The organism is Rhodospirillaceae bacterium, from assembly GCA_028819475.1.
Lineage (GTDB): Bacteria > Pseudomonadota > Alphaproteobacteria > Bin65 > Bin65 > Bin65.
Genome location: JAPPLJ010000026.1, coordinates 31,075 through 45,714, shown reverse-complemented (window position 1 = coordinate 45,714; position 14,640 = coordinate 31,075). Strand labels below are relative to the sequence as shown.

Annotated in this window: 8 protein-coding genes; 2 read left to right on the top strand and 6 right to left on the bottom strand. The window is 67.3% G+C overall.

Annotated elements, in window-relative coordinates; genetic code table 11:
• Positions 1–24: 24 nt before the first annotated feature.
• Positions 25–1,143: a hypothetical protein gene (locus tag OXM58_06965; protein MDE0148097.1), complete on the top strand. Its 1,119-nt coding sequence runs from the start codon at positions 25–27 to the stop codon at positions 1,141–1,143.
• Between the two features lie 128 nt (positions 1,144–1,271).
• Here the strand turns inward: OXM58_06965 and OXM58_06960 are convergent, their stop codons facing one another.
• Both OXM58_06960 and OXM58_06955 read right to left on the bottom strand, forming a co-directional pair.
• Complete coding sequence (locus OXM58_06960; GenBank protein MDE0148096.1) at positions 1,272–1,523, bottom strand: NHLP leader peptide family RiPP precursor; 252 nt, start codon at positions 1,521–1,523, stop codon at positions 1,272–1,274.
• A 147-nt stretch (positions 1,524–1,670) separates the two neighbouring features.
• Positions 1,671–4,010 (bottom strand): MMPL family transporter, encoded by a 2,340-nt coding sequence (locus tag OXM58_06955; GenBank protein MDE0148095.1) that lies wholly within the window; start codon positions 4,008–4,010, stop codon positions 1,671–1,673.
• 347 nt (positions 4,011–4,357) lie between these two features.
• On the opposite strand from OXM58_06955, the gene OXM58_06950 reads away from it, so the two are divergent.
• Positions 4,358–5,620 (top strand): tryptophan 7-halogenase, encoded by a 1,263-nt coding sequence (locus tag OXM58_06950; protein ID MDE0148094.1) that lies wholly within the window; start codon positions 4,358–4,360, stop codon positions 5,618–5,620.
• Positions 5,621–5,662: 42 nt separating this feature from the next.
• Here the strand turns inward: OXM58_06950 and OXM58_06945 are convergent, their stop codons facing one another.
• The 4 genes from OXM58_06945 to OXM58_06930 all read right to left on the bottom strand — a co-directional run bounded on the left by OXM58_06945 (position 5,663) and on the right by OXM58_06930 (position 14,545).
• Complete coding sequence (locus OXM58_06945) at positions 5,663–8,008, bottom strand: TOMM precursor leader peptide-binding protein (protein ID MDE0148093.1); 2,346 nt, start codon at positions 8,006–8,008, stop codon at positions 5,663–5,665.
• A 15-nt stretch (positions 8,009–8,023) separates the two neighbouring features.
• Positions 8,024–10,492, bottom strand: coding sequence for a fatty acid desaturase (locus OXM58_06940; GenBank protein ID MDE0148092.1), 2,469 nt, complete (start codon positions 10,490–10,492; stop codon positions 8,024–8,026).
• Between the two features lie 271 nt (positions 10,493–10,763).
• A complete protein-coding gene (locus OXM58_06935; GenBank protein MDE0148091.1) occupies positions 10,764–12,467 on the bottom strand; it encodes a hydantoinase B/oxoprolinase family protein in 1,704 nt (567 codons plus the stop codon).
• Positions 12,464–14,545: a hydantoinase/oxoprolinase family protein gene (locus OXM58_06930; protein ID MDE0148090.1), complete on the bottom strand. Its 2,082-nt coding sequence runs from the start codon at positions 14,543–14,545 to the stop codon at positions 12,464–12,466. Before OXM58_06930 ends, OXM58_06935 begins: the two co-directional genes overlap by 4 nt.
• Positions 14,546–14,640 lie beyond the last annotated feature (95 nt).

Here is a 14,640-nt window from a genome sequence, read left to right as displayed (position 1 = left end):
CCCTTCGTTGCGTGAGGAGGCCGCATGGATATCGATGAAGCAGTCACCCTGACCCAGGACCGTCTCGCGGGAGAGGGCGGCACGATGGGCGATCTGCTGGGGTACTTTCGCAACCGGATTTCGCCGGTTCTCATCGGCGAAGCGGAATGGGAGCGCGTGCTCGAATGCGCCGGGAAACTTCCGATCGCGATGGGCGCCCTGCCGTTCGGCTTCGAACTGCCGCTGCATGAACGCAGGCCGGAGGCGGATTTCGGCGCATCCCTGGCGAGCGGCACCGGACCGGCGGCGTTTTTCGAGGAGCGCGCGCGCACCGACACGACGGATGAGACCGCGAGCGCGATCGTGCGGCTGTTCAGGGAAATGGAAGCCGAACGCTCGCCTTTGCGCGAGATCGTCGGCCGCAAGTTGATGCTGGAATACGATATCGGGTCGGCGCGGAACGGCGACCGGTCTTTTCCGGGCATGTTCCTGCGGCCCGGCGAACGGCCGATCGTCGGCGCCGGCGGTCAGGAGAACGATGTCGCGACGGTGGTCGATGCGCTCGTTTCCTGCGTCGGCTGGACGATGACCGACGCCGAGCGGGAGAATGTCGAACGGGTCTACCTGGCGCAGCCGGAAGATACGCGCATGGATTCGTTCGGTGTGTTCCCGTCCCGCTCGCGGGCGATCCGCCTGGCGATCATGGGCTTCAAATCGCGGCGGGACCTATGTTCCTATCTCGAAAAAACGGGTTGGCCGGGCCGGATCCCGGCCGTCGATTCCGTGATTGCTCGCCTCGGGAAACGCGTGAACATCGTCAGGATCGGGGCAAATATCGACGTGCGGGAAGAGGGTGTCGGCCCGACGCTGGGCCTCACGCTCATCGTCAAGCAGAGATATACGAAGGATTCCCGTTACTGGCTCGACGGCCTGACGGACTGGGATCCGTTTCTCGAAGCCCTGAGCCATGAGGAGCTTGTCGTTCCGGAAAAACTCACGGCGCTTGCCGACTGGGTCTCGAAACCGACAACCCTGTTTGCGAAATCCGGCCGCTTTATTCTGTTACGCGGCATTCACCACATAAAGCTGGTCATATCCGGAAACCGGCTTCGGCAAGCCAAGGCCTACGTGTTCATGGTGCTATCCGGCGCGGTCGCCCACTGAATTTCAGCCTGAATCAAGACGCGCCGGACCCGCCCCCGGCCGGGGGCGGGTGCATTCGGTCCGGACTGTATTCAAATGCGGATTCGGACCGCTCCGAATCCCGACCGGCTACCCGCCGGGATTTAAGACTACCAGCAGCAGCAAAGGCCGGCCGAGATGGCTTCGAGCTGCTCCTCTGTAATGTGCGGGTCCGGCGGCAATGCAAGATGCACCGTCTGCATGTCGCTCTCATGGACCTGGATATTCATCGAATCGGGAATCGTAATACCCAGTTCCTCAGAGATGGTAGACTTCGGATCCGCGATCAGCTGTTGCCTGAAATCCGCGTCGAGGGCGGACTTCTCGACAATTTGCTGCAGCATTTCATCGCCACTTCGCATGGCAATATTCCTTCGACACATGTGGCGAACGAACCCAATCCTTATGCGCAGGTAACGCCGCTCCGGCACAAGGTCAAGCCGAAAAAATCCGCGGGAGAGGCCCGGCCGGTCTGAAATTCCGGAAACCGGATTCGGGAAAGCGGCAGATCAGGCCGCCGGCTCGGCCCGCTCCGCAGGACTCCGATCCAACGCCGTCAACAGCGCCGGCAGGAGCGTCAGGTCGGCGATCAGCGCAAAGCCGATGATCGTTGCGGTCAGAACCCCGACCTGCGCGGTGGGAACGAACGGCGAAAACACCAGAATCAAAAAGCCGCCCACCAGCACGACCGTCGTTGTGAACAGGGCCCGGCCGGCCGTGTCGAAGGTCTGGCGCACCGCGTCTTCGGGGCCCAGGCCGTGTTCCTGCCGCGCGCGGCGGTACTTGGCGAGGAAATGCACCGTATCGTCGACGACGATGCCGATGGTCATGGCCACCACGACGGACAGCGAGAGACCGACCTGCCCGACCGTCAATCCCCACACGCCGAAGCCCAGCACGGCGGGAACCAGATTGGGAACGATGCTGATCAACCCCAGCCGCAGCGATCGCAGGGCGAAGAGGAGAATGGCGGAAATCGCCAGGAGCACGACGATCGTCCCGATCAGCATGGCGCGGATGTTGCGCTGGCCGATATAGGCGAACAGCGCCGCGGGGCCGGTGCTGTTGACGCCGGCAACGTGCGGTGCGTTTTCCTTCAGCCACGCCTCGGCGCGCGCGTTCAGTTCGAGAAGCTCCTGCGAGCTGAGCGTCTGCGCCGACACCGAAACCCGCGTGGCCGATCTGGAACTGTCCATCTGATTGTTCAGGTCCAGACCCTGCGGAAGCGAGATTTCGTACAGAAGCAGATATTGCGCCGCCAGGTCCTGGCTTTCCGGAATCCGGTAGGCGGCCGGATCGTCGCCGTGCATGCTCTTGTTGAGTTGCCGGAAGGTATCGGTGACGGTCGATACATGGCGTACCCGGGGCTGCTTGCGGTACCAGGCGGCGAAATTCGAAACCTCGGAGAGGAAACGCGGATCGGTAACGCCGCCCTCGGCGGACGCCCGCAGCGAGTATTCGAGCAGCGTATTGCCGCTCAGGCGCTCGTCCATGAAGTCGGTGTCCTGGCGAAACTCGACGCTCTTGTCGAAGAAGTGGACCAGGACGTCGTTCAGTTCGTTGCGCGGAACGGCCAGGGCCATCGCGGCCACGAACGCCAGCCATCCCCAGATCAGCGCCTTCCTGTAGCGCAGAACGAATTCCGCCAGGTGGTTCATCGTGGGTCCGCGGAACCGGCGGTCCTTTGCGGCGCGGACGGGCAGAAGCGAAAGCACGGCCGGCAGGAAGGTGACGGAAAGGATGAAAGAGGCGGCGATACCGAAGGCGACGAAGTTACCGAGATGACGGTAGGGCGGCACTTCGGAAAAATTCATGCTCAGGAAACCGAGCGCCGTGGTGAGGCTGGCCAGAAACACCGGGTGCAGGTTGAGCCTGACGGCTTCGACGATGGCATCGTGCCTCGAATCCCCGGCGCGCAAGCGCTGCTGCAAAGCCACCAGCAGGTGCACGCAGTTCGCCACCACGATCATCAGCACGATGGTCGGCGCCGGCGAGATCGGCGGACTGAAGGGCAATCCGACCCAGGCGCCCAGGCCCATCGACGCGAGTATGGAAAAGACGATGACCAGCCCGGTCGCCGCCACCCCGGCCCAGCCCCGGATGAGAACGCCGAGAATCAAGGCCATGAGCAGGAGGCTTGCCGGCAGGAAGACCGTCTGGCTGCCGATCGAGGCCTCCACGAAGGTCTGGTTGACCATGACCGTGCCGACGACGCGCAGATCGATGCCGGGAAATCGTTTCTCCGCCTCCGCGGCGACCGACCTGACAAATTCGGCAACTTCGGCCGAAGCCTCCAGGAGGCCCTCCTCCGGCAGTTCGATGGTGACGCTTACAACGCTGACATCCCCGTTCCGGGCCAGAATGCTCCCTGCGATACGCGGATCGGACAACGCGACGGACCGGATACGCGACCGCACGTCCGCCCGGCCGAGTTCCTGGGGATCGACCAGATCCTGAACATACAGATCGTCGCCGTCGGCGGTCGTGTATTGAAAATTGGCGAGCGAGTCGACGCGCCTGGAATGCGGCGTATTCCAGGCGGCTTCCGTGAGCCAGACGGCAGCCGAGAGCGCCTTTTGCGACGTGGCGTCGCCATCGTCCGGAACGATCAGGAAGGCGACGTTGTCGTTCTTGCCGTAGGTATCCTCCAGCGTTTCCAGCGCCCGAAGCTGCGGATTGTCTTCGTCGAAGAAGATGCGGTAGTTGGCCGAGAATTCGAGCAGCGCAATGCCGCCGGACGCGGCCGCAACGAAGAGAAGCGTGCCCAGAATGACCGGCCAGCGGGCCGCGAGCACCCGTTCTGCAAATCGCTTTGCGAACGGCTCTCTTGCTATGCCGTGCTCGTCCACGGAACCGGCGCCATTGGTTTCGTACGCTCCCCGGGGGCAGGCGGCGCGCCGGGCTTCATTGCGACAGAAGCCCTGCGGCCGGACGGCAATCCCGCGAACCTGCAGCCTGGAGCCCGGCTGCGCCGGGGGCAATCCAATACAGACTCATGCTCCGAACCTGCAGAATCGAAATGTAAGACGATCGAGGCATTTAGCGTTCGCGACAATACACACCGAAGGCCGACGCGGGGCAAGAGCCGCTCCGCCGATCGAGGGCGAAGCGGCCCTGCCGCGTTCCTCCAGCCAGCTTGCCCGTCAGACCGTCGATGCACTAACTTTCGAACGGAACCTGTCCGTGGGGGCTAGTCGTGCGCAGCAGATCCTTACGGAAGGTCGCGGTCGTCGGCCGGGGAACCGCCGGGTCCCTTGCGGCTGCCAGCGTATCGCGCCTTCACCCAGACGACGATCACGAACTGCATCACATTTTCGATTCGCGTATCCCGATCATCGGCGTGGGCGAAGGCAGCTGGCCGAGTCTGGTTCAGGAATTGCATGAGCTGACGGACTTGCCCCACGAAGCCGTTCAGCAGCGCCTGAAAGGAACCCGCAAATACGGCGTTGCGTTCGAGGGATGGGGGCACCGCGACCGGGACTTTACCCACTATTTCACGCCGCAGCAGGTGTCCTACGCCTATCACCTGTCCGCCGATCTGTTGGCCGATATGCTGCACGAAAGCACCCGCGCGCGCCACATCGACGCGAAAGTGCACAGGATCACGAGGGTTGACGGCGGCGCCCAGGTGGAATTCGAGGGCCGGGCGCCGGAACGCTACGATCTGGTCTTCGATGCCCGCGGGTTTCCGAAGGAACTCGATCCCGACGAGCATATCGACATTTCCTTCATCCCCACCGATACGGCCGTCATCCGCCGCTGTCCGGCAATCGTCGAAGAAGAGAACGGGCCGGTTCTACACCATACCTACACCCGCGCGGTTGCGCGGCCGCATGGCTGGATTTTCGTCATTCCGCTGACGGTGCACACATCCTACGGCTACATCTTCAACCGCGATGTCTCCAGCCTCGAAGAGGTCGAAGCGGACTTCGATGCGTTCCTGGACACCGACGGCGTGACGGAATTCGAGCAGCGCGCCGTCATTCCGTTTCCCAATTTCGTCCACCGCCGGATCTACGACGGCGCGGTGGCCCGCATCGGCAACGCGGCGGCCTTCATGGAGCCCCTCGAAGCGACCGCCATCGTGTCCGCCCAGTTGCAGATCAGAATGGTCCTCCTTTTACGGTTCAACCGTCCGGGCGAGCATCTCGAGCGCGACGCGCCGGTCGTCAACCGCTTCCTCGTCGACACCATGCTGCGCTACGGCCTGTTCGTCGGCTGGCACTATTCCGCCGGCTCACGGTATGACAGCGAATTCTGGCGCTACGCCCGCGACACCGCCTGGCCGAAACACCGCACGGCAGCGGACCCCGAGGCGGTGGATTGCGATGCGCTCGGCAAGTTCGACGACATGATCGGACTGTTGAACCGGCCGGTCATCGACAAGGCGGACCGGGACCGGATGTGCGCGGTCCCTCTGACCAGCTACGCCCAGGTGTCCCAGGGCCTTGGCTGTTAGGCCGGATTCCGGAACTCTTCGGCGGCGGTTTGCGCCTGGCGCTTACGCAATGACCGGCACGGAATTGAGTTCGTCTTCGGCGAGCGCGCGATCGCGCCGGCCTGTTTCGACCGGCACATCGTAGAGGCGGCCGGGCGCGAAGCGTTCCCAGAAATGGCGCAGGCCGGGCACGATGACCCGCACCACCGGCATGCCGATATCCGGCCGCGTCTGGTCGAGCACCAGGAATTCCATGCCGCGGGCCTCGACGAGCGCGCGGCATCGCTCGACCGCGTCGCGCGCGTCCGCCGCATCGGATACCGGATAGTCCGCCATGCCGCGCGGCGCTGCATCGGCCGCCGGCGCCAGCCAGGGATGGTCCGCCAGTTTCGCGGTTTTCCACCACCGCAGCGCCAGCGGATCGTCGATCGCCGGCCCCGGGCCGCCGCCCGGCCGCGGCAGCCAGGTCAGGCACTGGTTCAGCTCGCACACCGCGCGCAGGGCGGCGATGCGCGGATCGGTATGCGCCCCGGCACCGTAGATGATGTCCTCGCTGTCGCCGCCGGCCCGGCGCGAGACGGCGACGAAGGCGGGAATGCCGAGATCGGCGGTGACATCGAGGACCCACATATCGCGCTCGCGCCGGCGGTAATAGTCCGGCGCCGAGGCGAGATAGTCGTCGCCGAAGCTCTCCAGGTCCACGCCCGGCATGGCCAGCCGGTTGTACCACCAGATCGCGAAGGCGTCGCGTTCGACCAGTTCGAGGAAGCCCTGCAGGATCGCCTCTTCCAGGGTGTTGCCCGCCGCGCAGCCGTTCGAATCGGCGATGAAGTCTGCGGCGCCCCGCTGCTCGGCAGGCATGCTGTAGAGCATCGATGTCGGCAGATAGCGGTGGCGCGCCTGCGTCAGCGACCATACCGGCGACCAGTCGATTTCGGCCTCGGGGTCGAGGCGCGGCGGCACGACATTGTAGGGATGGCCCCGGGCGTTGATGGTTTCCGCGTCGTCCAACTGGCGTTCGCTGAACAGCTGCACGTCGTTCGGATGGATCGCCGCCGGGCCGCCGGCCGCATCAAATTCGGCGAAGCGTTTGCGGCAGCGGATCTCATCGCCGTGGAAGGCGCCGGAATAGCGCTCGATCGCCTCGCACAGGGCGCTCGCCTCCGACTGTTCCCGCGTGCTGCCCTTGCCGGCGCTCTTGCTGCGCAGGCTGCGCCGCAACGAACTGAGCTTCCGGCTGCGCAATCCGTAGTTGGTTCCCGCCCAGTAGACATGGAGCCAGGGATCGGCCTCGTCGGTGGTGCGCGCAACCCAGGTGACGACGCCGCTGACCGGGCTGACCAGATGGCGGTAGCGGGCCAGCGTCGCCTCCGGGGAGACCGACCGCACACCGCCGCTGTTGCTGACGCCCGTCGGGCTCGGCCGCAGTTGCAGGGGCACCGGTGGCCTGTCGGCGCGGTACAGGTCCGCGTCCCCGCAGGCGAAGCACTGCGGCCGGCGCATCACCGGGTGGCGCTCGCTCCCCAGTTTGCCGACATCCAGCGAGATGGCGTGCGCATGAAGCGGCGCGGTTTCCTCCAGGACCAGCCATTTGGCGATTTCGGCCGCGACCAGCCCGTAGACCGTATCCAGCACCGCCGGCTCGGCAGCGCCCGGCCGGAAGGCCGCCTCGTCGCCGGCGAGATTGCGCAGAAAATTGTGAACCTCCCGATGGCTGCGCAGGCGGTAGGCGAGGCAGGCCCAGCAGGGTCCGTCCTCCGCCGGCCGGAAAACCGGCCCGAACAGCGGCTGCAATCCCTTGGGCCGGACCGGGATCCACGGCGCGCCGGAGGCGAGGTGGCGCCGGTTGATCGTATCGCAACGCGCGTCGAGATAGTCGGCGCAGACGACGACCGAAAGCGTCGGGTTATCCGCGTCTGTCGCAACGCCCATGGCTTCGAGCCGCCGGGAGAGATGGCCGCCATCGCCGTCGACCGCCACCTTCGCCGCCGCCAGGCTTTGTTCCGCCCATCGCGGCGAGGCGCCGAGGGACGACCAGTAGGCCGCCCTGCCCCGGTCCATCGAATGGTCGCCGGAAACCGCATAGCCCCGGGAGGCCAGCCCTGCCAGCGCCGCGCGAACGTCGGCAGCGCCGTGAACGCCGTCGAGGGCCGCGACGATGTCGTCCTGCGGGCGGCCGTCGAGCAGCGGCAGCAGATCGCCGTAGATCGGCCCGTGCAGCAAGGTATTGAAGGATTCGGAAACCAGCAGGGTCCGCCCTTCCTCGACAGGATGAAAGTCGAGATGCGGGGTCAGCGCCGGCCGTTCGACAAGGCCCCGGTCTTCCGCCGAAACCTTCGTGAGAATTCCCTGAGGCATCGGCCGGCGCCCCGGCGCCGGATCGTCGCCCGGTTGCAGTCTGTCAGACATCCGGCAGAAACGGTCTCAGGCCGGATCGTCCGGCGCCGCCGCGCGCCCGTTTCCGGCCGGAGCACAATCGGCCGTATCGTCAAGGGAGTCGATCTGCGCCGCGGCGCGCGCCGCCGTTTCGCCGATCGCGGCGCGCAGCGCGTCGACATCGTCCCGGCCGCACGACTGCGCGAGCACGGCCCTGGCGCGGGAGCCCAGGGCTTCGACCGAATCGCCGTCGTCCGCGACCAAGCGCAGGGCGCCTCGGAGGTTCCGCCACAGCGTCGCGGCGTCCGCCAGTTCCTCTGCCGCACCCTCGGCGATCCGACCCTGTGCGGCGGCGGCGCGGAAGACCGAAGAGGCAGCGGGCGCCGGGTCGTCCGGCGCAGCGCCGGCAAGGTGCAATTGAAGCCACCGCGCGGTGCGCTCGACATGCTGCACGCCGCCGCGCATATCCTCCAGCGCGGACAGGCCCGGCTCGGCGGCGCCGTTTGCCGCCTCGCGCAATTCGGCGATCAGCGTGTCTCGCGCGGCGCCGGCGCCCAGGGCCTCGCGCCGCGCCTCTTCGAAACGCTGCCCGATACCGGCCGCGCCATGCTCGAAGATGCAACGCGCCCGGGTCAGCTCCAGGAGCTCGCCGGCCGGCGCGGCGGTCCGGATATGCTCCGCGAATCCGGCCAGGGACCGGACGGGACGCCCCTTCCGGCCGCCCGGGATCGGCGCCAGGAACAGGCTGTCCCGCGACAGTTCCCTGAGCGCGTCGAGGAAACGCCAGCACAGGCCGTCGTAGCTGTCGACGGAACTCCCTTCGTAGACGAAGAGAATATCGAGCGCCGCGCCGGGCGCGGCCTCCCGGCTCGCCAGGTCGCCGAGCACTGCGGCGGCCACCCCGCCCTCGCCGCCCGGCACGAGCCGGTCGGCAAATTCATCCGCGACGGCGGACAGGACGGCGGCAATCGCGGCTTCGGCCAGGTTGGACAGGGCCGTTCCCGCCTCGACCGGAGTCAGGTTGCCGCGCAGGGTGTGCATGGCGATCTGGAACGCCTTGTCGTTCGACCAGTTGCGCACGGTCTCCACGCTGTCCCGGACATCCTGGACCGGGGTTTCCGCGATCCGCTCCTTCATTTCCGCAATGCCGAATTCGTGCGTCCAATAGAGGCGCGTCAGGCCCCGGCGCGCGATCGCCTCGGCCGCCGGGTCCGGCCCGAACCCCTTCGGCAGGTCGAGATCGGTGAATTCCCTGTCCTGCAGGTTGTCGAGCAATTCCGGGTGCCGCTCGATCCATTTGGCCAGCCGGGGCGCAGCGCCGTAAATCTCGACGATCGCGTCGAACGCTTCCGGGCGCGCGGCCGAGACCAGGCTGTCGTAAGCGCTCCAGTCCTCGATTTCGGGATAGAATTGCGCGCGCCACCGGTCGACCAGCGGGTCCATCGTCGCGAACCAGCGTTTCGGACGCACGACCAGGTTGAACATCTTGGCGTAGCTGTACGGAAGTTGCGGCGACTCGTCGGGACCGCAATTCTGCAGCAGCGGGTAGGGCCGGCTCGCCACGGCATGGTGATCCGGGTGGCGCTGCATGTTGAAGAACATCCAGTTGCTGAACTTGTAGTTGGCGTTCCAGGAATGCCGGGGCCGGACCTTCTCGAACCGGCCGCTGCGCAGGCGGACCCGGCGCAGCCCGTAATGCTGCATGTAGTTGCTGATCTTCATCGAGAAGACGGCGCCGAGGCACAGGAAGGCGTAGGCCAGGACCGCCCAGATACCGCCCATCCAGAAGACCAGCCCGTACCAGAACGCGGTTTCGACGCCGTAGCGCCAGAACGGGTTGCTGTAGTGCCAGACCGGCAGGCGTTTGCGGGCCAGCCGCTCCCGGACGACCCGCCACGAACCGGTCAGGTTGCTCGCAACCTCCCGGGGAAAGTAGTGCCAGAAGCTCTGGCCCTTGGGCGCGGAGCCGACGTCCAGCGGCGTACCGACCTGGGCGTGGTGGATGTAGACGTGCTCGGTGGCGTATTGCGGGTAGGACGCGGACGCGAGCAGGAACTCGCCGAGCCGCCGCTCCCAGGTCGCGCGCCGGTGGATCAGCTCGTGGCCGACGATGAAGACCGCCTGGGCCTCGACGGCCAGAATCAGCGCCAGCAATATGCCTTCCCAGACCGTGAACTGGCCGGAGACAAGGATCTGCCAGAGCCCGAATGCCAGCGTCGGCGGCCAGAGCAGCGCCCATCCCCAGACCGGCAGGTTGTGCCAGAACAGCTTCCGTTCCGGCGTCTTCGCCGGGTCCATGGTCCGCTCGTCGTCGCCGAACGCCAGATCGAGCGGTCCGGCGAGCATGAAAAAGACGAGCGGCGCGACGATCCACCAGCCGCCGTAAACCAGGGCGAGAAAAATCAGCGGAAAGACTGCCAGCGGCAGAAACTGCGGCAGGGCGTTGAAGAAGGACGGCTCGACCGTTCTTGCAGCCGCCGGGTCCGGACCGTCAGGTACCGCAATGTTCTCAGCCATCGTGCGATCCCCGTTTACATCGGTCGACGCGAATTTTCGTGCCGCTTGTATTGCGCGGTCAATACCCGAGAGACAGTTCCGGCGGAAATTTCGGGCAGGAGGCCGGCCTATGCCCAACGCCGGATTTCGATCCCGAACGGCAGCGCCCGAAGGCAAAATACCCGAAAGCAAAATAGAAGTGTTGCGCCCATGGTACAAATTCAAGATCGGGCCGATAAACGTCCGATCGTACGGGGCAGCGGCGCCGCTACGGAGGGCCGGCCCGGCGAATTCAATACTCTTCGCTGCCCCCGTCGCGCCGCGGATAGTGCTCCGCGAGCCAGGTTTCATCGAACTTTCCGCTGGTCAGGTCGTCCTCCAGCGCCGCCGGCGCGCGTTCGGCGGGATCGCCGTAGCCGCCGGCGCCGGGCGTGCGCACGACGACCGCCTCGTCCGGCGCGATGGTCACGGCGATCGGCTTGTTGGGCAGGCGGGCCGCCGTGCCGTCCGCCGCGACATGGCGGAACGCGCCGGTCGCCCCGGCCCCGCCGCCGAAGACGCCCCAGGGCTGCCGGGCAAAGCGCTCGCCAGCGCCGTTGAACGTGCAGGCATGATCGACCGGCGCGACGATCCGTTCGAGGCCCATGCCGCCGCGTTGCCGGCCGGGCCCGCCCGAATTGGCGATCAGACCGTAGGAGCGGACGCGCAGCGGATATTCCATCTCGATCGCTTCGACCGGCAGGTTCGACGTGTTGGTGATGTGGACCTGCACGCCGTCCTTGCCGTCCTTCGTTGCGCGCCCGCCAAAGCCGCCGCCCAGGGTTTCCAGATAGACATAGTCGTCGCCGGTGCGCGGATCGGTGCCGGCGAAGACGGCGGTGGTGTTGGCGCCGTTGGCCGCGCCGACCGCCGCTTCAGGCCGGGCCGGCGCCAGCGCGCCGAGGATGACGTCGATGATGCGCTGGCAGGTGTTGGCCCGGGCCGCCACCGGCGCCGGGAAGGCAGCGTCTAGCAGGCTGCCCTTCTCGACCGTGAGCCGCGGCAGGTCGAGCACGCCCTGGTTGTTTGGCGCGTCGGGATCGAGCAGCGCCTTGAGCGCATAGCAGACCGAAGCCTGGGTGGCGTTGCGGGTCACGTTGATGTTGCCCGTGACCTGCCTTGCCGAGCCGGAAAAATCGAAATGGATATCGCCGCCGTTCACCGTGATTTCGAGCCGGATCGGGATGTCGGTCGCGCCCATGCCGTCGTCGTCCATCGCATCCTCGAAGCGGTAGACGCCGTCGGGCAGTTCGGCAACGGCGGCCCGCAGTCGGTCGGCGCTGCGCCGGACGATCTGTTCGAAGCCGTCGCGCAGCGCCGGAACCCCGTAGGTGTCGACGATCTCGACGAGCCGGCTGCGGCCGAGCCGGCAGGACGCGATCTGGGCGAAATAGTCGCCGCGCCGCTCGGTGGGCACGCGCACGTTGAGCAGGATCAGGTCGAGCAGGTCCTGCTGCAGCACGCCCTCGCGGAACAGGTGCACCACCGGGATGCGCAGGCCCTCCTGGTAAATCTCCGTCAGCCCGCCGGCCATGCTGCCGGGCACGGCGCCGCCGACATCGGCGTGATGGGCGATGTTGCACATGAAGGCGATCAGCTCGCCGCCGTGGAACACCGGCATCGCCATATTGATGTCCGGCAGATGGGTGCCGCCGGCGACGTGGGGGTCGTTGGCAACGAACAGGTCGCCGTCGCGCAGCTCGTCGCCAAAGCGGGCGAGCAGGCTCTCCATCAGCCCGCCCATCGAAGCGAGATGGATCGGCAGGGAGGCGTCGGCCTGGACAATCAGCCGGCCGGCCGGGTCCATGACCGCCGTGGAATGGTCGCGCCGTTCCTTGATGTTGGTGGAATAGGCGCTCTTCATCAGGGCGGCGAAGGTCTCGTCGGCGACCGAGCGCAGGCCGTTGGCCATGATCTCCAGCGTGACCGGATCGACCGGCGTTGCAACGGCGCTCATCCTGCGTCTCCGACAGCGATGACCAGGTTCCCGGCCTCGTCGACCGCGGCCCGGTCGCCGGGAAACACGGCGGTCGTGGAATCGAGCTGCTCGACGATGGCCGGGCCGGCAAAGTCCATGCCGGCTGTCAGCGAGTCGCGCCGGTAGACCGGCGTCTCGACCGCGCTGCCGCCGTCGAACCAGACCGGGCGGCGGCCGGACGGCGCCGGCGTGCGTTCCGCCGCTTCTCCGGAAGCGGGCGCGGCGGCCGACGCGATCCGGCCCGTCGCGGCGACGCGGACGTTGACGATTTCAATCGGCTCGCCGGCGCTGTGGAAGCCGTAATGCCGCTCGTGCTCGGCATGAAAGGCCGCGGCGACCGCGTCGGGACCGGCCGGCCGCGCCAGCGCGCCTTGCGGTCCGCCGGCAAAGAAAACCGGCAGTTCGAAATTCTGGCCGACGTAGCGGGCGTCGAAGCACAGGGCCGCGCCGCGGTCGTCCGGCGCGACTCCTTCCGCGTCGAACCAGGCGCGCGCCTCCGCTTCCAGACCGTCCATCGTGCCGGCGATGCGCGCCATGCCCTCCTCGTTCAGGGCAAAGCGGCCGCTGCGCACGAATTCCTCCTTCAGATCGGACACGATCAGCCCCTGGGCGCACAGGATGCCCGGCGCGCCGGGGACGACGATCTCCCGGATGCCGAGCACCCGCGCCCCCTCGACCGCGTGCAGCGGCCCCGCCCCGCCGAACGGCATCAGCGCGTAGTCCCGCGGATCGAGGCCGCGCTCGACGGAGATGGTGCGCACCGCGCGCACCATGTTGGCCACGACGATGCCGAGAATGCCCTGCGCGGTTTTCTCGACCGTGAAGCCGAGCCGCTGCGCGGCGGGTTCGATGGCGCGCCGGGCCGCATCGGCATCGAGCGCCAGTTCGCCGCCCGCCAGCCCTTCGGCGGACAGGCGGCCGAGCACGAGATTGGCGTCGGTCACCGTGGGCTCCGTGCCGCTGCGGCCGTAGCAGGCCGGTCCGGGATCGGCACCGGCGCTGCGCGGCCCGACCTTGAGCAGCCCGTCGCGCTCGAACCAGGCGATCGAGCCGCCGCCGGCGCCGACCGTGTGGATATCCACCATCGGCTGGCGCACCGGGAAGCCGGCGACCTCCCGGTCCAGGCCGACCCCGGCGTCGTAGCCGCGGATCAGGGCGACGTCTGCGCTCGTGCCGCCCATGTCAAGGGTGATGACGTTCGGGCGGTTCGCGCCCTTCGCGGTGTGGACCGCGCCGACCGCGCCCGCCGCCGGGCCGCTCAGTGCGGTGCGGATCGGAAACGCCTTCGCCGTTTCGACCGACATCAGCCCGCCGCTCGACTGGTAGATGCGGATCGCGGCGTCCGGGGCCAGCGCCGCCGTCTCGGCTTCGAGATAGGCCAGATAGTCGGCGATGACCGGCTGGAGATAGGCGTTCAGGACGGTTGTCGAAAACCGCTCATACTCCCGGAACTCCGGCCGGACGGCCGAGGACAGCGAGAGCGAAAGATCGGGCAGGCGCGCTTTCAGGGCGTCGGCGATGCGCCGTTCGTGTGCGGGATCGACGAAGGAGAACAGGCAGCAGACGGCACAGGATTGGGCGCCGCTCGCCGCGACGGCCTCGGCGACCTTTGCAAGCCCCACCTCGTCGAGGTCGGTCAGCACCTCGCCGGCCGGCCCCAGCCGCTCGCGCACCTCGAAGCGCCGCCGCCGCGGCACCAGGGGCGCCGGGTGATCCTGTTGCAGGGAATACATGTGCGGCCGGGTCTGGCGGCCGATCTCCAGCAGGTCGCGGAAGCCTTCGGTCGTCACCAGGGCGACGGCGCCGCCGCGCCGCTGGATCAGGGCGTTGGTGGCCACGGTGGTGCCGTGGCACAGGCGGTCGATCTGCGCCGGATCGAAATCCAGCGCCGCCGCCATCTCCTGCAGGCCCCGGACGATGGCCTCGCCCGGATTGTGCGGCGTGGACGGCCGCTTGTAGACCTGCGTGGCGCCGTCTTCGAGCCGGCGCGCAAAGAAATCCGTAAAGGTGCCGCCGACATCGACGCCGACCAGCCATCCGGTACGCGGCTTTGCCATGATCGGTTGTTTTCCCGGATAAATCGGACGCCGCCGATTCGCCAGTCTAGCCCGGACGCCGCGTCGCGGTCACGGTCTGCGCGCCGCCGACCTGC

Coding starts and splice junctions, on each gene's coding strand:
- OXM58_06930 (MDE0148090.1), bottom strand. CDS start 14,545: ATGGCAAAGCCGCGTACCGGATGGCTGGTCGGCGTCGATGTCGGCGGC.
- OXM58_06965 (MDE0148097.1), top strand. CDS start 25: ATGGATATCGATGAAGCAGTCACCCTGACCCAGGACCGTCTCGCGGGA.
- OXM58_06960 (MDE0148096.1), bottom strand. CDS start 1,523: ATGCGAAGTGGCGATGAAATGCTGCAGCAAATTGTCGAGAAGTCCGCC.
- OXM58_06945 (MDE0148093.1), bottom strand. CDS start 8,008: ATGTCTGACAGACTGCAACCGGGCGACGATCCGGCGCCGGGGCGCCGG.
- OXM58_06940 (MDE0148092.1), bottom strand. CDS start 10,492: ATGGCTGAGAACATTGCGGTACCTGACGGTCCGGACCCGGCGGCTGCA.
- OXM58_06935 (MDE0148091.1), bottom strand. CDS start 12,467: ATGAGCGCCGTTGCAACGCCGGTCGATCCGGTCACGCTGGAGATCATG.